18 protein-coding genes and 1 riboswitch are annotated in these 17,867 nt (G+C 54.6%); of the genes, 8 read left to right on the top strand and 10 right to left on the bottom strand.

The features are described from left to right. Nucleotides 1-127: 127 nt before the first annotated feature. On the bottom strand, nucleotides 128-1,207 hold the full coding sequence (locus tag BCV73_RS03335; protein WP_218828090.1) for a hypothetical protein: 1,080 nt from the start codon (nucleotides 1,205-1,207) through the stop codon (nucleotides 128-130). A gap of 133 nt (nucleotides 1,208-1,340) precedes the next feature. On the opposite strand from BCV73_RS03335, the gene BCV73_RS03330 reads away from it, so the two are divergent. Next, nucleotides 1,341-1,805, top strand: coding sequence for a MarR family winged helix-turn-helix transcriptional regulator (locus tag BCV73_RS03330; RefSeq protein WP_076170298.1), 465 nt, complete (start codon nucleotides 1,341-1,343; stop codon nucleotides 1,803-1,805). A 28-nt stretch (nucleotides 1,806-1,833) separates the two neighbouring features. Here the strand turns inward: BCV73_RS03330 and BCV73_RS03325 are convergent, their stop codons facing one another. Continuing rightward, nucleotides 1,834-3,117, bottom strand: a complete 1,284-nt coding sequence (locus tag BCV73_RS03325; RefSeq protein ID WP_343219877.1) for an MFS transporter — start codon at nucleotides 3,115-3,117, stop codon at nucleotides 1,834-1,836. A gap of 110 nt (nucleotides 3,118-3,227) precedes the next feature. Here BCV73_RS03325 and BCV73_RS03320 point away from each other — a divergent pair, with 110 nt between their 5' ends. Further along, on the top strand, nucleotides 3,228-3,974 hold the full coding sequence (locus tag BCV73_RS03320) for a MerR family transcriptional regulator (RefSeq protein WP_244879189.1): 747 nt from the start codon (nucleotides 3,228-3,230) through the stop codon (nucleotides 3,972-3,974). 179 nt (nucleotides 3,975-4,153) lie between these two features. Here the strand turns inward: BCV73_RS03320 and BCV73_RS03315 are convergent, their stop codons facing one another. Then, on the bottom strand, nucleotides 4,154-5,854 hold the full coding sequence (locus BCV73_RS03315) for an Ig-like domain-containing protein (protein ID WP_218828089.1): 1,701 nt from the start codon (nucleotides 5,852-5,854) through the stop codon (nucleotides 4,154-4,156). Between the two features lie 418 nt (nucleotides 5,855-6,272). On the opposite strand from BCV73_RS03315, the gene BCV73_RS03310 reads away from it, so the two are divergent. Both BCV73_RS03310 and BCV73_RS03305 read left to right on the top strand, forming a co-directional pair. Beyond that, nucleotides 6,273-7,016: an SDR family NAD(P)-dependent oxidoreductase gene (locus tag BCV73_RS03310; RefSeq protein ID WP_089545994.1), complete on the top strand. Its 744-nt coding sequence runs from the start codon at nucleotides 6,273-6,275 to the stop codon at nucleotides 7,014-7,016. Between the two features lie 239 nt (nucleotides 7,017-7,255). Further along, complete coding sequence (locus BCV73_RS03305; RefSeq protein WP_145024998.1) at nucleotides 7,256-7,825, top strand: TetR/AcrR family transcriptional regulator; 570 nt, start codon at nucleotides 7,256-7,258, stop codon at nucleotides 7,823-7,825. A gap of 3 nt (nucleotides 7,826-7,828) precedes the next feature. On the opposite strand, the gene BCV73_RS03300 is transcribed toward BCV73_RS03305, so the two are convergent. Then, nucleotides 7,829-8,491: an O-methyltransferase gene (locus tag BCV73_RS03300; RefSeq protein ID WP_089545990.1), complete on the bottom strand. Its 663-nt coding sequence runs from the start codon at nucleotides 8,489-8,491 to the stop codon at nucleotides 7,829-7,831. Nucleotides 8,492-8,637: 146 nt separating this feature from the next. Here BCV73_RS03300 and BCV73_RS03295 point away from each other — a divergent pair, with 146 nt between their 5' ends. After that, nucleotides 8,638-9,528: a LysR family transcriptional regulator gene (locus tag BCV73_RS03295; RefSeq protein WP_089545988.1), complete on the top strand. Its 891-nt coding sequence runs from the start codon at nucleotides 8,638-8,640 to the stop codon at nucleotides 9,526-9,528. Nucleotides 9,529-9,605: 77 nt separating this feature from the next. Here the strand turns inward: BCV73_RS03295 and BCV73_RS03290 are convergent, their stop codons facing one another. Both BCV73_RS03290 and BCV73_RS03285 read right to left on the bottom strand, forming a co-directional pair. Then, nucleotides 9,606-10,628, bottom strand: a complete 1,023-nt coding sequence (locus tag BCV73_RS03290) for a methyltransferase domain-containing protein (RefSeq protein ID WP_089545987.1) — start codon at nucleotides 10,626-10,628, stop codon at nucleotides 9,606-9,608. Between the two features lie 473 nt (nucleotides 10,629-11,101). Then, nucleotides 11,102-11,569 (bottom strand): GNAT family N-acetyltransferase, encoded by a 468-nt coding sequence (locus tag BCV73_RS03285; protein ID WP_089545985.1) that lies wholly within the window; start codon nucleotides 11,567-11,569, stop codon nucleotides 11,102-11,104. 150 nt (nucleotides 11,570-11,719) lie between these two features. Here BCV73_RS03285 and BCV73_RS03280 point away from each other — a divergent pair, with 150 nt between their 5' ends. Continuing rightward, nucleotides 11,720-12,058, top strand: a complete 339-nt coding sequence (locus BCV73_RS03280; RefSeq protein WP_089550074.1) for a VOC family protein — start codon at nucleotides 11,720-11,722, stop codon at nucleotides 12,056-12,058. A 68-nt stretch (nucleotides 12,059-12,126) separates the two neighbouring features. Here BCV73_RS03280 and BCV73_RS03275 read toward each other — a convergent pair whose 3' ends face one another. After that, nucleotides 12,127-13,347, bottom strand: a complete 1,221-nt coding sequence (locus tag BCV73_RS03275) for an MFS transporter (RefSeq protein ID WP_179231867.1) — start codon at nucleotides 13,345-13,347, stop codon at nucleotides 12,127-12,129. Nucleotides 13,348-13,530: 183 nt separating this feature from the next. On the opposite strand from BCV73_RS03275, the gene BCV73_RS03270 reads away from it, so the two are divergent. Then, entirely contained in the window at nucleotides 13,531-14,409 is an 879-nt protein-coding gene (locus BCV73_RS03270; RefSeq protein ID WP_089545982.1) for a LysR family transcriptional regulator, read from the top strand. A gap of 59 nt (nucleotides 14,410-14,468) precedes the next feature. Here the strand turns inward: BCV73_RS03270 and BCV73_RS03265 are convergent, their stop codons facing one another. After that, nucleotides 14,469-14,981 (bottom strand): DinB family protein, encoded by a 513-nt coding sequence (locus BCV73_RS03265; protein WP_089545981.1) that lies wholly within the window; start codon nucleotides 14,979-14,981, stop codon nucleotides 14,469-14,471. Nucleotides 14,982-15,011: 30 nt separating this feature from the next. After that, entirely contained in the window at nucleotides 15,012-15,341 is a 330-nt protein-coding gene (csaA, locus tag BCV73_RS03260) for a chaperone CsaA (RefSeq protein ID WP_089545979.1), read from the bottom strand. Nucleotides 15,342-15,625: 284 nt separating this feature from the next. On the opposite strand from csaA, the gene BCV73_RS03255 reads away from it, so the two are divergent. After that, on the top strand, nucleotides 15,626-16,465 hold the full coding sequence (locus BCV73_RS03255) for an SDR family NAD(P)-dependent oxidoreductase (protein WP_089545977.1): 840 nt from the start codon (nucleotides 15,626-15,628) through the stop codon (nucleotides 16,463-16,465). 161 nt (nucleotides 16,466-16,626) lie between these two features. On the opposite strand, the gene BCV73_RS03250 is transcribed toward BCV73_RS03255, so the two are convergent. Next, nucleotides 16,627-17,442 (bottom strand): alpha/beta fold hydrolase, encoded by an 816-nt coding sequence (locus tag BCV73_RS03250; protein WP_179231866.1) that lies wholly within the window; start codon nucleotides 17,440-17,442, stop codon nucleotides 16,627-16,629. Nucleotides 17,443-17,625: 183 nt separating this feature from the next. Then, nucleotides 17,626-17,790: riboswitch (cyclic di-AMP (ydaO/yuaA leader) on the bottom strand. Nucleotides 17,791-17,867: the final 77 nt, after the last annotated feature.

Genomic DNA, 17,867 nt, shown 5'->3' with positions numbered 1-17,867 from the left:
TGCTTCACCTCCCTCGTGTTCGAGAAAAAAGTACCGACGTTATCCCGCCTGGCCAGCAGGATGCTGCCCTGAATATATAGCTTCAGAATGCCCGTGTCAATGAGCGGATGGTACGCTTGCCGGATTCCTACGGCCGAGCATAAAGCTCGCCCAATGCCGCAAACGAAGCCTTCGTGTCCCACGGCATCCCGGGATAGGCCGCCCCTGTCCGCCCGTCTTTGAACGTGCGCACGACACTGTAGCTCGCCGTATCCAAATTTAAGGCCGGCTCTTCGTCATACGGATAGCTTGGCATGGCAAAGGTAAACCAAAAGGCTCCATCCACCCCTTCTTCCTGAAAAATATCGAAAAGCTCCCTCATGTACCGGACCTGCACCTGTTCGTTCCTCACGATGCCCTCCCCCAGCCGCTTGGGCGAATGTCCATGATCTACGACGTTCCAGCCAAAACCTCCCCGGTCCTGCGCCCCTTCGTAGGTGCAGCATCCGAATTCCGTGATGACGACCGGTTTCCCCTGCTTGAAATAGGCGCGCAGCTGCTCTCGGTAGCGCTTATCGTTATACGCATCGCGGTAATGATCAACCGAAACGATGTCAAAGGGACCCCAATTCACATTTTCCCACGTACCGGAAGCATAGGTGACTTGCCCGTGGAAATGCTCCCGGATCACGTTTACGGCTCTGCTGAGAAAAGCGTTCAGACGCTTATGAAAAGATCCCTTCTGAATGGTGTATTTGAGCAGCCGCCAAGGGCTCATCAGCACCCCGATCCGGTCGAAGGACGTAGCTCCTTCCAACATCCCTTTCATGAACAGACTCAACTCGCAGCCGGCCACAAACACGACGTCCGCTCCTTTTCGCCGCAGCGTCTCCGCCGCGATTGCACATTCCCTGTAGTACTCGAGCATCGCTTGTTCTTCCTCATCGATCAGAGCCGGGGAGAACCACACCTCGAGCCCCTGATGGAGAGCGCATTCCGAAGCCGCCACCAGCCTGCCCACCTCCCTGCCCGAAATACGGATACTGGTGCAGTGCAGTTCTCTCTGGATGATCGCCATTTCCTTCCGGACGGTCTCCGGATCAAAAAGTTCTCTCGAGGAGGGCTGATCCGGTCCCCGGGTGTACGTTCCGACATCATAGTTGATTCCCCTCCGGCGGGGACCACCGCTCCTGCGATTTATTGGATCATTGGCCATGGTGCGGGTCATTAGGGTTCCTCCTCCGTCTCGTTTTTAATTAATATTTATTTACTATTGCTGTTGATATTTTGCGTTAATACGTGAATAATATAAATAAATATTTACTACCTGTCAAATGGACAGGGATGAAGGAGAACACGCCATGAATTCAGACAACTCCAAGCTTGCCGCAGCTTATATTCAGCTGATCCCGCTGCTTCACCGCGGCTTTGACATGCCTTCTGCGCGGCAAATGTTGCCTGAGCTGACGCATTTGCAGTACCACGTGCTCGAGGCTTTATATCATCAACCGGATAGTTATTCGATGAGCCTTCTGGCCAAACATCTGCATATATCAAAGCAGCAGCTTACGCCCCTGATCGCCAAGCTTGAAGAGAAGGAGTGCCTCACCAAGCAGCCGGACCCTCAGGATAAGCGTCAGATCGGATTGTCCTTGACCGAGAAAGGCCGGCGAATCGTAAGCAGCCGGTGGGAGTCCTTCCACCACGAGCTGAGCCGGCAGCTGGACCGTCTTAGCGAGGAGGACCGAAGCGATCTCGGCTTCTGCCTTGAGAAGATGACCCGAATCCTGCGCCGGTTGGATCCGGATACCTCAAAGGCGGATTAGCCCGGCCTGCCCGGCCGGGCTTGATCCGTTACTCGGGCCGGCTTGCGGGAGCGGATTCCCGCTGCCGGTACAGTGGGAGCACGGTCAGCAGGCCGATCAGCAGGCACAACCCTGCCAAGCTGTAGATGATTCCGAGCGGTAAGCGGCCGGCGAGCACGCCGGACAGGCTCATCATCAAGAGCATGGCTCCCGTCATAAGCGGCGTGCGGATTCCGCTCACCCGTCCGATGTATTCGGGCTCCGTATGCTGCATGACGAGCGTTTGGTTACCGATGAATATCGCCGGCTGCAGCAGGGCAATAACGAACTGGGCCAGCATCGTGAGCCACAGCATACCGGACCATCCGGTGACGGCAATCCCGGCTGCATTGACGATCAGGCCGAGCATCAGCAGCGTCTGGGGAGCCATGCGGCCGGCCAGCGCAAATGCGGCGATCCCGCCGGCAATCTCCCCGGCGCCATACGGGATGGACAGCCATTTCAGGTGATCGGCGGGAAGACCGAGCTTGTCGGTCACGATGAAGACGCTTAGCGGCGAAATGAGGCCGATCCCCAGACCGACAGCCGCAAAACAGAGACTGAGCCGACCCAGTAAGCGGTTCGAAGTGACATAACGGATGCCGTCCCTCATCTCCCGGAATACCGAGGTTCCTTTTCTTCGGCCGCCCCCTTCGGCCTTGGAATCGGCTGGAATCCATCCCAGCACGGCGGCGGACAGCAGAAAAACAGTCCCGGTCAAGCCCATGGAAACCCCGATGCCGAAGGTTTGGTACACCCATGTCCCCAGAACGGGGCCGAGCACCATAAACACGGCAAACATCGTCTGCAGCACGGACATCGCCGGCTGGATCAAGTCCGCCGCGGCCCGTTCTTGAAACAGCTTCATTCCTGACGGCTGCGACAATTGGGACAGCACGGCGGATATCAAGGTCGGGAAGAATACGGCTTCCCAGGCACCCGATTTCATGGCCGCGAGGACGATCCAGATGGAGACGGCGGCGAGCGCATCGCACCAGATCAGCGTTCTGCGCGGCGGCCACCGGTCGGCGAACACGCCTCCGATCAAGGCAAATACCAGCATCGGAGCGTACTCGGCAACCGAGATCATAGAGACGGCGAAGGCGTCGCCGCCAGTCTTGTTCACCACATAGAGCAGCACTGCGAAGTTCCGGACCCAAATGCCGGTTTGCGTCAGCAGATTGGAAATGAGGACGATGCGAATCCATGGATGATGTAACAGCTTTAACGAAGCGAACATATTCTTCGACTCCCTTCCTGGTTTGGATTTCATCATGTGCGTTTCGGATTTCATGATGCAGCCTCCTCCAAGGGGAGAGTCAATGAATCATTTTTTCGGGTTCCCCGCTTGACTCTGACCTTAGGGGAGGCTATACACTAACCGCGAAAGGAGGAAAGGACCAGGTGTACACCGTGAAAGAAGTATCGGAGCTGTCGAATGTCACCATCAAGACGCTCCATCACTACCACAAGATCGGCCTCCTGATGCCGAGGGAGATTACCGAGGCGGGATATCGGTTATACGGCATGGAAGAACTGGAGCGTCTGCAGCACATTTTGTTCTATAAGGAGCTCGATTTTCCGCTGGAGCAAATCAAGCAGCTGCTGGAGGATCAGCCGGGCAGAGCCGAGATTTTGTCCGGTCAAAGGGAACTTCTCCTAGGCCGGATGAGCCGGCTCGAGCGGCTTGTCCATACGCTGGATGAGTCCATTCAACATACACGGGAGGGAAAAGCGATGAATACGAAAGATATGTTCCAAGGATTTCAGAGCGAAGAGGAATGGAAGGAAGCGTTGGCGGAGCAAAGCCGCCATATCCAGGAGAATTACGGATACGACATGCTGGAAGAAAACCGGGTGGATCCGGCCGAGATGAACGAGCAGGCCGCGGAGGCGGTGCGCTTTATGAACGGAATGGCGCAGGCGCTGAAGGATGGCGTCAAATACGACGACGGTCAGATCCGGCAGCTGATCGCATCGCATCTGGAGGCTTTGAAGAAGCATGGACATGACACCGGACCGGACGCATTTGCTGCGCAGGCGCGTTTTTTCCTGCAGGACGACTTTCACCGGAACATGCTGGAGTCCCAGCAAACCGGCCTGTCCTACTATCTGTGCACCGCAGCCGAGGCGTTTGCGCATAACGCTTAACAGGCGTACCGGAAGCCATCAAGATCCAGGACCATCAGGATCGATGGACGCAAAAAGACGGATCAGCTGCAGCTGGTCCGTCTTTTTTCCTCTTTCCAGGGTTTATTCATGGGAGGGGGCGATTGGAGAATTCACGCTTCCCCCTTTGGTGCGGCTGACGCCGGCGAATTGCGTTTTCTTTAACGCTCCGAAACGGCCGAGCGCATCACCTGCACGTCTGCCATGACATGGCTGCCTTTATAAAAAGCATAAATCGTCGTGTTCCCTGCCCGCTTCCCAACCAGATTTCCTTCCGCATCGATATCCGCGATGTCAGGGTTCTCGCTGCGGAACTTCGCCTGCTTGGTTACGTCGGTTTCCTTGCCGGTCAAGTAATCCAGTACCGTCACACGGATATCGATCTGCGTGCCGGCAGCCAAAGAATACTCGTCCGAATCCAGTTGGAGCCGACCTTTGACCTTATCGAATTCGTCGCTGTCCTTAGGCAGCACCTGGACCTTGATCCTAGCGCTCAGCCCCTGGAATTCCGCAAGCAGATAGGTTTTCCCCCGCGAGACACCGATGACACGCCCGGAAGGGTCCGCCTCGGCAATGGACGCATCTTCGATGCTGTACACCGCCGCTGTGGACAGATCGCTGTGCGATCCATCCTCATATACCGCCTCAAGCACGGAAGGAACGGTTTCCCCTTCTTTCAGCTTCAGTTCCTTTCCGGAAAAAGCAATGCTTGTCGGCTTGCGGTCATCCGCTGGCCCCTGCTCCTGAAAAGGAGCAACCTTAATGAGCTGGAACTTTGTCGTTTCCTCGCGCAGTACCGTGCCGGGAACGATGACGCCTCCGTCCGGACCAGCGGCACCGATGCCGTAGCGGGATAAAGCAGCCTCCTTGAACAAATGGCGGTTCAGAAGGTTACCGTCCCTGTCCACAGTCAGCACATCGTACTGGATTTTCCGGTTCGAAGGGCTTCCCGAATAGTGGCCCCCCAGCAGGGCGTATCCGTCGCCCAACGGAATCAAATTGTTAAACACCTCATAGTCCGAGCCCTCCGTCTTGAACGTCTTCTCCCACTGCGGCTCCCCGTTCAGATCCGTCTTCGTCAGAATCGTAATGCGCTGCTGGTCTACCACCCGCTGGCTGCCGATCAAATAACCTTCGTCACCCGCGGGGATGACCGCAAAAGCGCCCCGGTCCGTGTGGGGATCGCTGATCTGCTTAGACCAGACCTCCTGCCCATCCGCATTCAATTTGACGATCAGCAGCGCGTCCGGATCCCCTGCCTCATATTCCGGAGTATTCACCGCGCCCACCGCGATCAGCCCGCCGTCGACTGCCGGAATCAAATCGTCAAAATACTGGCTCTCCGCATAACGGTATTTGTTATACCACAGCTCCTGTCCCTGCCCATCGACCTTAAGCGCGTAAGCGGTCTCGTATCCCATCTTGGAGATGCCCTTGCCGCCGATAACGAAGCTTCCATCCTCCAGCTCCACCGCTGCCTTCGGCGTGCTGTAAATATAAGGATCATCCTGGGTCCGGTCCCACTTCAGACCGCCATCGGCATCCAGTTTGGCCAGGTACATCTGGCTGTACGGCTCACCGGCCTGATTGGTGGATGTTCCGTACACGAGATACCCGCCGTCCCGGGTTTCAATCGCGGACAGCGCTTCATTGGTGCTCGAACCGCCGTAGGCCAACCTTTGCTCCCATTTCACCTCTCCCTCCGGGCTGAGCTTCATGATATACGCTTGTTGCTCATAGTCGTCCCACTCCCCGGCAGGCACAACTTCCGTATAACTGCCCAATGCCAGGTATCCGCCGTCCGAAGTGGGAAGAACGCCTTCACCGGCGGACCAGCTGCCGTATTCCCGGGACCATTCCATATGCGTCTGACTGTCGCTTTCCGCGCGAACTACCTCCGCCTTTGCCCCTGGCAATACAATCAAAAATACCAACATCATGCTTGTAAATCTCAGTAAAAACCTGGACATATGCGCACCCCTCACGTCTCGTCTGATTAAATTCCATAATATTTCAATCTGCTCTAATTATGGGTTCAAATCATCCAGGTGGGTATCCCCCTAATCTCTTAAATCCCTGTGTCGTATGAACGGTTTTCCGTTCACCGATCAAGGCTATCTGCAACCCTCTGGACCTAGTTCGATGGAATGAGCCTGCATATAGCGCCATTGCATTCGTCATGAAAGTGTGCTAATAATTGTATGAACTATTTTACACGATGTAAACGAAATTCACTGAAGCAGGATTCGTTTACACTTTATATTGGGGAGGCAATCTGGCATGAGATTACAAGGCAAAGTGGCGATCATCACCGGGGCAGCAAACGGAATGGGTGCGGCGGAAGCGAAATTGTTTGCCAAAGAAGGCGCAAAGGTCGTCGCAACCGACTTAAACGAGGCGAAGCTCAATGAAATCGTTGCCGAAATTACCGCAAACGGCGGCGAAGCCGTGGCGCTGAAGCAGAACGTCACCTCGGAAGAGGAATGGGAGACGATCGTTGCAAGAACGGTTGAGCTCTACGGCAAAGTGGATGTATTGGTGAATAATGCGGGCGTCGCAAGTCCCAAAACGATGGCCGATATGGAGATGGACGAGTGGAACAAGGTCATGGACATCAATCTGAACGGCTGCGTGCTTGGCATGAAATACTGCATCCCTGAAATGAAAAAGGCCGGCGGCGGATCGGTTATTAATATTTCATCCATCGGCGGCATTGTGGGCATGGCAGGCTCTAGCCCCTATACGGCTGCCAAAGGGGCGCTGCGCGCGTTGTCCAAATCCGCTGCCGTCGAGTACGGCAAGGATCGGATCCGCGTCAACTCCGTCCATCCCGGCATCATCGTCACGCCGATGACCGCTCCTTCGATGGCATCCGCCATGCCTTATTATGAGGCGCACACCCAGCTTCCTTACATGGGCGAGCCGGAAGACGTTGCTTATGGCGTCGTATTCCTGGCCAGTGACGAGTCCAGATTTATGACGGGTGCGGAACTCGTCATTGATGGCGGCTGGACGGCGCTGTAACGGGAGCATTTTTTTCTATCGCAAAAAAACAGGGGCTGCTTCTCAAATGGTTCGAACCTTTGAGGCAGTCCCTTTTTTTCCCGGCTATTCGGCATCCTTCTATCGCAAGATAGATCATCCGCAGATGACGTCTGGCTGCCTTGAATATACGTCGAATGACGTTTTTTATGCTAGTATAGAGTTACCAAAAGATAGGTGTGATGTGGGTGGAAAGAAAAGATCCAAGGCAAGTGCATTCGATGAAAAAAATACAACGGGCTTATTTGTCGCTGATGCTGAAGGAAAACGAAAAGAGCATCACCATTCAGCGCATCTGTCAGGAAGCTCATGTAACGCGGCCTACATTTTATAAATTGTATAAAGATATCCTGGAATTGCGCGTCGACCTGCATAATGCGATTTTAAACGATTTAAGGCAGTCCTTGACCATTACCCATCCCAAAAGGATTGACGAGCTGCGTTCCGAGGACCTTCCGGAAAACATGGTCGCCCTGTTTGAGCATATCATTCAGAATCAGCTTGCCTATGAAGTCATGCTCGTGTATAAACCGGACGACTTATTCATTCAGGAAGTCAAAAACATCATCAGGCATTACGTAGAAGACGGCATTCGCGTATCCCAAACGTCCGAAGAAGGGCTCCGCATGGAGATGTCCTTCGTCATTGCCTACACAACGGGCGCTTATTTGGAAAGCATCGTCTGGTGGGTTCGCAGCAACTATAAATATTCCGCCGTCACCATGGCGTCCAAGCTGCTCGAAATCTCCTTCCACGGGCCATACAAAAACCCGATTTTATGGAATAAGTAACACTTATTTCACGATGCCAATCATAAACCCGTCGTACCCCTTGCTCCCCACCGTCTGCAGCGCCGTGGCCGAAACATTCGGATGCCCGCTGAGCATATCGTAGAACGTTCGGACACCCTGCACCCGCGGGTCAGTGCTGTGCCGATCGGCAATTTCTCCGTTGCGGATAACGTTGTCCCCGACAATGACCGTTCCCGGCCGGGAAAAATGCAGCGCCCAGCGGAGATAGTTCGGATTGTTCGGCTTATCCGCATCGATAAAAATGAGGTCAAACGGCTCCACCCCCTCTTTCTCCATTTGGGCCAGCTGTTCAAGCGCGTCCCCGGTGCGTACTTCGATCGTCTGTTTCAGCCCCGCCCGCGCGATGTTCTTCTTGGCGACTTCGGCATGATGCGGACTCAGCTCCAGTGTAATGATCCGCCCGCCTTCACTTAAGCCTCTAGCCATCCATATCGTGCTGTAGGCCCCCAGCGTCCCGATTTCCAGGATCCGTTTCGCCCCTTTGATCTGAACGAGCAGCTGCAAAAACTTCCCCTGATTCGCCGTCACATCGATTTCCGGGAGGTCCGCCTTCCGGTTCGCCACGATCACTTCGTCCAACACCCGGTCATTCGGGCAAAGCCGGTCGACAATATACTCATCTACTTGTTCCCATACAGGATTCATTCCCCGTCACTCCTTATCATTTGGTTTCATCTTTAGGATAGAAGCGCTTCTGGTTCTATTGTAGATCGTCTATAATGATATGAATAATATATCTTTCGCCGATTTTCATACATTAAAGATATGAGTGGATGAGGAGTTGATACACCTTGAACCTGCACGCCCTGCGCTTATTTCATGTGATTGCTTCCACCGGAAGCGTGACCCGGGCATCTGAGCTGCTGAAGATCAGCCAGCCTGCGATTACCGCCCAGATCAAGAAATTCGAGAAGGAGCTGTCCCTGATCCTGCTCGAACCGCAAGGAAGGGGCATCCGGCTGACCGATGCGGGGGACAAAATAGCTGCGCTCGCCAAGAGGCTGTTCGCCGTCGAGCAGCAAATCGAGCAGCTGGCGCGGGATTACGGGCAGGGTACGGCCGGCCACATCCGCCTGGCGGCGACCTACCTGCCTGCGCACTTTCTCCTCCCGACCTGGCTGGCAAGGTTCAAGCAGCAGTATGAGCAGGTCGAGATGAGCATCACCACGACCAACTCCAGCGGGGCGCTCCGGCAGCTGCTGAGCGTCGAAGCCGACCTGGCCATCTATGGCGGGCTGCCGGAAGAATATCCGGACACGATTCAGACCGAGGAGCTGTTCCAGGACGAGCTGTGGTTCGTCGTCGCGCCGAATCATAAGTTTGCGAACCGCCACCTGTCGCTTACCGAAATGATGAGCGAGCCGTTTGTCATGCGTGAGGAAGGCAGTTCCACGCGGGAGCGGCTGTTCGCGCTATGCCGCACCTACAACGCCCCGGCCCCCAAAGTAGCGCTGCAATTTAACGGTCTGCACGAGGCGATCACCGCCGTCATTGCCGGATACGGCGCGAACTTTGTCTCCTCACTGGTCGTACGCGAATATGTAGCCCGGGGGGAGCTATGCCGGGTCTATGTAGACGACGTCAGTTTGACGAACGTCATCGCCATCTGTACCCGCAAGGATGAGCCTCTGTCTCCGGCGGCCGCAAACCTGGTCGAGCTGATCCGCAGCAGCCCGGTGTAATGCGGCAAGCACTGCCGGCACGCTGCATTCCGCTGCATCTTGCCTGAAATCCGTTTCAGCCGTGCGACCGCGCCGGATTAATCTTTTTGCAGCAAATAAATGGACGGATGCAGTCCCTTCAGCCGGAGGTCAGCTACCGTGGCCAAACGGAGATCGGCTTTCTCGGCAGCCGCCAGCAGAGGACCCTCCGCATCGGTTAAACAGACGATCTGGCCTCCCGATTTCAGCACCCGCTTCATTTCTCTAAGCACTCCTTCATACAACACGGGAATGCATGCTATCGACGAAATTTGCCTTCCAAAAGGAAGATTGGTCACCACTTTGCCGGCATATCCCGAATCCAGCGGCAGTCGCTGCGCATCCCATTCCTTAAGATGTACACCGGAAGTGTGTCCCACATTGGCACGGGCGGTTGTGACGGCTACCTCGGAGAGGTCTCCTCCGTAAATGCCGGCGTGAGGATACGCACAGCGCTCGGACAGCACAGTCCCTGATCCGCAGCAGGGGTCAACGAAGATGTCGTCCTTCTCCGGACGGGACACCCACACGAGCGCGTGCGCAACGGTCGGCCGCAGGGCGGCCGGCGTAAATTCCCGCGTCTTTCCCCTATACCTGAACGCCGCATCGGTTATCCTGATGGCAAAGACAGCCTCTTCCTGAACCAGATCGAGCCGAAACTCGAGCTGATGCCCGCCGCTGTGATCTTGTCTAAAATGCCGATAGCGCCGCATGATTCCCAATTCCGCAGCCTCTGCCGCATCAAACCTGCTGTAGGTATGGTTTCCCGCTCGGCTGGCATTGACCTTAAAGCTAATCTTTTCGGAAGAATCCGGGCCGATCATGGATAAATCCAAACGGGAGATTTCTTGTTCGATATGGTGTAAATGCAATTTATGAGGACCCACCGGGAACCGGTGGATGAAACGATACAGATTGTCGGCAGTCCGCAGCGTCAGAAAATACTCTACTGGCAAGTCAGAGTCAAAATAAACCTTTCCCCTGGCCTTGTCACCAATACGTACCCCGGAAATTTTTGCCTGCATTTCATCAGCGATAATTTCTTCCAGCCCAGGCAGTACAGTAAAAAAGTAGCGTGGCATACATCGATCACCTCGTCATTGATGGTAAGCATAGAATGAAGCCCGCAGAGCGCGGTTTTTGCCCCGGCGGCCGGTTAAATGTGTTTCAAACATTTGCCCCGGAAACAAAAAAACGCGAATGAACCAAAGTCCATTCGCGTCTTCTATGCAAAAAGGCACAGGCTGCCCCTAAGGCTGCCTGCATAAGAACGTGATTAAGGAATTCCGTTTCAAGACCATTCACTGCATCCCCGGAAGCTGCATGTCAAATATGCCCAGCCCCTGTTGGGCTTGGATACCTCATGCTTCCGGTATGCTATTCAGTTTAGTTCACTGAATGAATGGTCAAGAAAACGGTCATCATCATCATCGTTCCAGCCTCCATCAATTACGAAATTTTCCCCATTATATTACAGACTGCCGGCTGGGGCAAGAGATCTGCGCCCCAGCAAGCCTATCCGCCTTGCGGCCCTCATGAAATTCAGGCTGATGAATCAGCCTTTTGCGACCGGCAGGCTCCATACCTCTTCTTCCCCGTATACCGCCCCGGTTGGCGTAAAGCCTGCCGACTCGTAAAGACGCTTGGCGATTCTATTGTCCCCATGGACGGTCAGGCGGATTTCCCGGCAGCGGTCCCACCGGCTTACGATCCAACGGATCATCTCCGTCAAGGCGGCCCGGCCGTACCCTTGGCCCTGGTATCGCTCATCAATCAAAAAGCCGTTGATCCAGTACATATCCGCCGTGTTCTCTTCACATGCGTGCATTATAAAACCGACCATTCGCGGCCCATCGTATATGGCGAAAGGGATATAGTCGACATTGTCCCCATCGGGTTTAACGTAGACTTTAGCCAGCGATACAGCAACCGGCGGGGTGAAGCCGGCCTGTTCCTCCGCAACCCTGAGGGAAATGGCTTCCTCCCAATTTTCCCTTGTCACCTTCTGAAGCTGAATTTCCATACCGATGCCTCCTGCCAGGTGACGGGTTTTTATCGTGAACCCCACCTCTTTTAACCCCTATTATACCGAAACCTTATCACTTGCATAAAGGTCATATAATAAGGGGGTAAGCAAAGAAAGTCATCCCATTTTGAAAGGACGGCGGTAATGATGAAAATCAACCATTTGAATTTAACGGTGACCGATGTGGCGGCGTCACGGGCCTTTCTGGAAACTTATTTCGGACTGGAGTGCCGGGCGGCCCGAGGCGACAACTTCGCGGTGCTCTTCGATGATGACGGGTTTGTGCTGACGCTGATGAAGGGCCGTGAGGTGCAGTACCCCAAAACGTTCCACGTCGGCTTTCCCCAGCAGACCGAGGAGCAGGTCGACCGCATCAACCAAAAGCTGCTGGAGGACGGATACGACGTCAAGCCTCCGCAGCATGCGCACGGGTATACGTTCTACGTCGAGGCACCGGGCGGGTTTACGGTCGAGGTCCTCTGCTAAAGCCTGCCCCCGTCCCGATCTATACTGCCAGCCGGCAGGCTGATGCTCCGTCATCGACGGCCCTTTCCTTACTCTGCCAAGGGAAGGGCTGTTTCCTTTTCCTTCGCCCGCTGCTTGTTTAGCAACTTCGCCGCACCGGGCTTCGCAGCCAGCTGCTGAACCCCCGCCATGGCCAGCGTGACGGCCAGCAGCACCGGGATGAGCAGCGTATAGCTGCCGGCAGCGTCGTGGATCACGCCAAGCAGCATCGGTCCCATCGCGCCAATCACGTATCCCACCGATTGGGTCATGGCCGACCAGGCCGTCGCCTGCTGAGCATCGCTTACCGCTTCGATCGGCATCATCAGATTGACCGGGAACAGTACGCCGGGACCGATGCCGATCAGAATCGCCGCCAGCCACGGCGTCACAGACATCCAGAGCATCAGGAAGCCGGCGGCCATCGACAGTGCGCCCAGCGCCAGCCAGAAGCGTCGGGAAGGCAGACGCCGGAGCAAGTGCGGAAACAGGAGGCCGACGGGGATCTGTGTCAGGGAGAACAGGACAAGCATGTTCGCCGCATAGTCTTTGCCGTATCCCATATGTTCCACGACCGGCGGCAGCCAAGCCGTGACCGAAAAGAACAGAACAGCGAGCAGGCCAAAGGACAGCGTGAGAGCCCATGCTTTGGCGCTGTTCCAGGGAAGTCCGGCCGCCCTTGCCGAGCGCTCCGCACGGGCAGGCCGACGGGTATGACGGAGAACCGACCACCACCATACCGGCAGGGCGACGGCAGCGAGGATAGCCCAAACCGCCAGCGATTCCTGCCACGAATGGGCCCGGACCGATAAAGGCAGGGACAATCCCGATGCGAGCGCGGCTCCGACCGCCATGGATACGGTATAGAGCGAAATCATGACGGGCACCTTGGCGGGAAAATGCTGCTTAATGAACCCGGACAGCAGCGGACCTGCCGCAGCGATCCCGAGCCCGGACAGAACGGTGGTTAGCAGCAGGTATGCTGACGACCCGGTGAACCATCTCAGCACCGTACCGGCGCCGATGACCGCAATCGACCAGCCGATGACGCGCTCCAGCCCGGCACGCTGGCCCAGTTTGACCGCAAAGGCTGGAAATATCCCCATGCACAGCACCGGAATGGACGTAAGCAGACTTGCCGACAACGAGCTCATGCCCAAATCCCGCTGGATGGCTTGCAGCATGGGCGAGATGGAATTCATCGCGGGCCGCAAATTTAAAGAGGCCAAAATGAAGGCGACAGCCATCATGAACAGTGAAGGTTTTCTCATTATTTCTCTCTCCCTCAGATCGATTTGATCACATCTTAATGGGAGAGCAATCATTTATCAATTATATTGAAATTATAATAATAATTTGTTATACAAATGATAAAACCGTGTTTTCACACATTCTAGAATTTACTTCTACTTCGGTGTGCCGCGTTCTATTGTTCATGAACAGGAGGAATTAACATGGAACTGAGACAACTGGAGTATTTCGTGGCCGTTTGCGAGGAGCTGCATTTTACGAGGGCCGCAGATAAGCTCGGCATCTCCCAGCCGAATTTAAGCCTGCAGATTAAGGCATTGGAGGAGGAGGTCGGTATGCCTCTGTTTGACCGGATCGGCAAACGGATCGTGGTGACCGATGCGGGCTCGGTCCTGCTTAAGCAGGCAAGGGGAATTTTTCAAAATTTGCAAAACGCCAAGCTGGAGATCGGCGAGCTTCGCCATCACCAGGGCGGCACGCTCGGCGTCGGCGTGCTGCCTTCCGAGCTCGATTTCCGTCTGACCCCGATGTTCATCGATTTCCGCAACCGGTATCCGAACGTCCGGCTCAAGATCGTCTCGGCCGTCGATGTAGCGGACCTCGTCCTTAGTACGGAAATCGATATCGGCATCTCGCTCAAGCCGCTTTACGACAACCGGCTGGTGGTCCGGTCCCTGCCCCGGGAGGAGTACGGCGTGGTGGTATCTGCCGAACACGAGCTGGCCGGCAGGGAGTCGGTCTCCCTGACTGAACTGAACGGCCTGCCGATCATTATGTATCCCAAGGGGTTCTGGGGAAGGGAGCTCGTCGAGCAATACTGCCGGAAGCACGGGTTTAACCTGGACATCGTCGTGGAAACGACGTCCAACCCTTCGCTCTTCCGCTTTGTCAGGGAAAATATGGGGGTTACCGTTCAGACGCCTACGCTCGTCGAAGCCATCGGCGATCCGAAGCTGCGGTTCCTCCCCATCCATGATGATCCGCCTTACAGGGAAATGAGCATCATTTACCGGGCGGATAAATATTTGGGCCATGCTGCGCAGGCTTTTATTCATCTTGCCGAGGAGCGCCTCAAATCATAGTGCGAGCTGGAGGCCACGCAGCATGGCCGGCAATCGGCCCAATTTTGACCCTTGGGAAGTTATATGTATCTTTCCTGGATCACGTTATAATGATGGATTTCATGTCCGGTCAGAATATACGCCCAAGCGGCGGCGGTGGATTCATAGCCGTTTACAGTACCTCTCCGGGTCCAGGCCTCGTCCGGAATGCTCCGCAGCAGCGTCAGCGTGGAGCGGCGAACGGCGGCAAAATCCTCGAGAAGCTCAGCGATGGAGAAACGGTCGAAGGCTGCGCCTTCCATCAGCACTTCCTCGTCATAGCCGGTCAAAGGCGTGGCGTCCCCCCTGGCGATGCGGAGCAGTCTGTAGCACATGATGCGCTCATTATCCGTGATATGGCCGAGCACCTCTTTCAAGCTCCATTTGCCTGGCGCATAGCGGTAATTCGCCTTGTCTTCCGTCAGTGCAGAATAAAACGCGTTCGTCCGGTTCAGAGACCCGTTCAGAATCTCCTCGAGGTTCCCCTCAGGTACGAGAGAGACATACTTGGCGAAACCTTCGTTGTAGTCTTCCTTCGTTGGGCGCAGAATCATCGGTATCCATCCTTTCGTTTTGTTAAATGTTCAAGCAATGGGCGTGCCGTTACCGACAGGCACATCAGGGGCCAGCAGCACCACATCGCCCTCTTCCGGAACTCCGCCGAGAACGAGCACTTCCGATTCATATCCGGCAATCCGCCGCACGGGAAAATTAACGACGGCGGCCACCTGGCGGCCGATCAGCTGCTCCGGGGTATACCTTCTCGTAATCTGGGCCGAGGAACGCTTGACTCCAAGCTCCCCAAAATCAATGCTCAACTTGATCGCCGGCTTGCGCGCCTCCGGAAAAGGCTCCGCCTTGACCACCGTTCCGATGCGAATGTCCAGCTTCATCAAATCTTCGATGGTTGCCACAACTTTTCCTCCTTCTTATGCCATGATGATATCTCTCCATTATATCCCTGCCTGTCAATGGCACAAGCACTTTCACCAACCTAAAAAAGGCTGCACACCGCAGCCCAGATTCCCATAACGTATTTTATCGATATAGCCGCAAATAACAAATTAGCAATATGCCTAACTTTCAAGCTTGCCTTTTCATTTATTCCAAAAATCAATCGTTCATCCTCAAACTACGACAGTTAATGACGTATTACCATAGTATGATGAAATAAATAACTGCGAAGGAGTAGATGGACTTGAAGAGACTCGCTGGGAAAATCGCTCTTGTAACCGGAGGAAGCCGGGGAGCAGGACGTGGGATTGCCGTTGAGCTTGGGAAAGCCGGAGCAGTAGTTTATGTATCCGGAAGAAGTTTACGAGGGACGACTACACACGGTTTTCCAGGCAGTATCGATGAAACTGTGGAGGAGATTCGAAGTCATGGAGGAGAGGCGTACGCATGTCGTTGCGATCATACCCGTGATGAGGATACACAGGCTTTGATCGAGAGAATCCGACAGGAACAAGGACGGCTCCATATCCTAGTGAATAACGTCTGGGGACTGCATGACTTGGAAGTGAATTTACAATCCAAACCATTCTGGGAATATCCGCTGAACATGTGGGATGCTATGTTTCAGAATGGAGTACGCCCACAAATAGCGACAAACCATTATGCGATCCCGCTTATGCTGGAAGCTGATTCTGGATTGATCGTACATACCACATTTCAGGATCAGGATAAGTATTTAGGAACTTTCTATTACGACCTCGCCAAGAATACCATTAACCGCTCAGTGCTCGGATTAGCTCATGATCTCAAAAGCACTGAAATAACCGTGGTAGCGGTCTCCCCTGGCTGGATGAGAACAGAACTGGTATTAAGGAACTTCGGTACAGATGAAGCTCATTGGAAAGAGGTTGAGGCTCTGAAACACACGGAGTCGCCGTACTACGTAGGGCGAGCGGTGTCAGCCCTAGCTGGGGATGATGAGGTGAAACTGAAAAACGGACGGGTACTACAGGTTGGTGATCTTGCCCAGGAATACGGGTTCACCGATATTGATGGACGGTTCATCCCTCCCTTTTTAATATAATCAGTCTCATTGAAAAAACGAATACTCGCTAGAGCTCAGTTAACCGCCTTCTTATCGGGCGGTTAACTTATTAGCTAATATAGCGAGTAGATCGTTTGGTTAGGGCCAGTGCGATTCAAGATGCGATTTTCTTTCCAGGAGGCAAATCCCATGACCGCGGGCTACCCTCCATAGGCTTCCCGGGTCCGGTAAATATGCTGGTCCATCAAAAAGTTCAGCAGCATGCGGTTGAATGCATGCGGCTGGCATAAATGGGTCGGGTACATCGCATCCTCGATCGTCGCCAGCTGCACTTGCCGGAACAGGGTGGCCGCCCGCTGCATTTGCTTGACGAACCACTCGCTTTGGCTGCCTGCGACGCACAGTACAGGCATCGGCAGCCGTGCCAAATTGGCAGGCATCTCCATACGCAGCAGCTCCATACGCTGCTTGATCGACTCTGTCGGCCGCTTGTGGTACAGCTCCTTGCGCAGGATGCTGTAGACCGGCCTCCACCGGTTATACGTCACCCGCAGCGACCGGAGGAAAAACTCCGCAGGCAAATAATAAGACAGCCAGCTGCACGCCTCGCAAATATTCAGCAAATGGTTCTTTTTCCCGAAGCATCCCGCGAAGTAGCTGTCTACGAGCACCAGGGCGCTGACCCGGTCCGGGTGAAGGGCGGCAAACGTCTGGGCGAGCACGCTTCCGCTGGAACAGCCGACAAGCGTCGCCTGCGAAATATGCAGCTTATCCAGCAGCTCGCACAGATCGCTGCATTGGGTTTCCATAATGTGCCCGACCTCCACGTCAAGCTTCCCCGAATTGCCATAACCCCGGAGGTCCAGCACAATCACCTTCGCCCGCTTGCTGAAATATTCGACCTGGGGCTCAAACATATGATGGGACGACAAATGCCCGTGAATGAACACGATGGGCGTGCCGCTGCCGTGAATTTCATAATATAACGTGGTTCCGTTTACTTGTATCTGAGGCACTTCATGTTCTCCTCTCTCCCACATAACCTGTTTTCTCTGTTTGTGCAAAATCGCGGGCGCCGCCCGCTTGGGAATCGATGCTTCTCCTTGTTTAAACAACAAAAAAGAAGCACCGGAAAGAGGACACTCTTCCATGCTTCCAACTCCAAGGCCGAATAAGCCTTGCCATCTGCATGAATAACAGCTGCCTCTCTTAACACGCTTGCGTGGTTAGCTGACGGATTCGGGCCCAAGAGTAGCCCTACTCATCACTTTCGAGATTCACCCCATATGGCCGCAGCGGATGCTGCAGACACGACCGGTTCCCCCGCTTTCCGCCCTCCGGCGGAAATTCAGCGAATAGACATATTCCATGTACACGCTTCATCCTTCAAAATGAGCGCACAGAAAAACACAGAGCAGATACCCTGTGTTGATGCGTCAAA

This window comes from Paenibacillus sp. SSG-1, assembly GCF_002224835.1.
In the GTDB taxonomy this organism is placed as follows: Bacteria; Bacillota; Bacilli; order Paenibacillales; family Paenibacillaceae; genus Paenibacillus_AQ; species Paenibacillus_AQ favisporus.
Note: the sequence above shows the minus strand (reverse complement) of the source record. Positions and strands in the feature narration are given on the sequence as shown.

Coding starts and splice junctions, on each gene's coding strand:
- BCV73_RS03335 (WP_218828090.1), bottom strand. CDS start 1,207: ATGACCCGCACCATGGCCAATGATCCAATAAATCGCAGGAGCGGTGGT.
- BCV73_RS03330 (WP_076170298.1), top strand. CDS start 1,341: ATGAATTCAGACAACTCCAAGCTTGCCGCAGCTTATATTCAGCTGATC.
- BCV73_RS03325 (WP_343219877.1), bottom strand. CDS start 3,117: ATGAAATCCGAAACGCACATGATGAAATCCAAACCAGGAAGGGAGTCG.
- BCV73_RS03315 (WP_218828089.1), bottom strand. CDS start 5,854: ATGGAATGGTCCCGGGAATACGGCAGCTGGTCCGCCGGTGAAGGCGTT.
- BCV73_RS03310 (WP_089545994.1), top strand. CDS start 6,273: ATGAGATTACAAGGCAAAGTGGCGATCATCACCGGGGCAGCAAACGGA.
- BCV73_RS03305 (WP_145024998.1), top strand. CDS start 7,256: ATGAAAAAAATACAACGGGCTTATTTGTCGCTGATGCTGAAGGAAAAC.
- BCV73_RS03300 (WP_089545990.1), bottom strand. CDS start 8,491: ATGAATCCTGTATGGGAACAAGTAGATGAGTATATTGTCGACCGGCTT.
- BCV73_RS03290 (WP_089545987.1), bottom strand. CDS start 10,628: ATGCCACGCTACTTTTTTACTGTACTGCCTGGGCTGGAAGAAATTATC.
- BCV73_RS03285 (WP_089545985.1), bottom strand. CDS start 11,569: ATGGAAATTCAGCTTCAGAAGGTGACAAGGGAAAATTGGGAGGAAGCC.
- BCV73_RS03280 (WP_089550074.1), top strand. CDS start 11,720: ATGAAAATCAACCATTTGAATTTAACGGTGACCGATGTGGCGGCGTCA.
- BCV73_RS03275 (WP_179231867.1), bottom strand. CDS start 13,347: ATGAGAAAACCTTCACTGTTCATGATGGCTGTCGCCTTCATTTTGGCC.
- BCV73_RS03270 (WP_089545982.1), top strand. CDS start 13,531: ATGGAACTGAGACAACTGGAGTATTTCGTGGCCGTTTGCGAGGAGCTG.
- BCV73_RS03265 (WP_089545981.1), bottom strand. CDS start 14,981: ATGATTCTGCGCCCAACGAAGGAAGACTACAACGAAGGTTTCGCCAAG.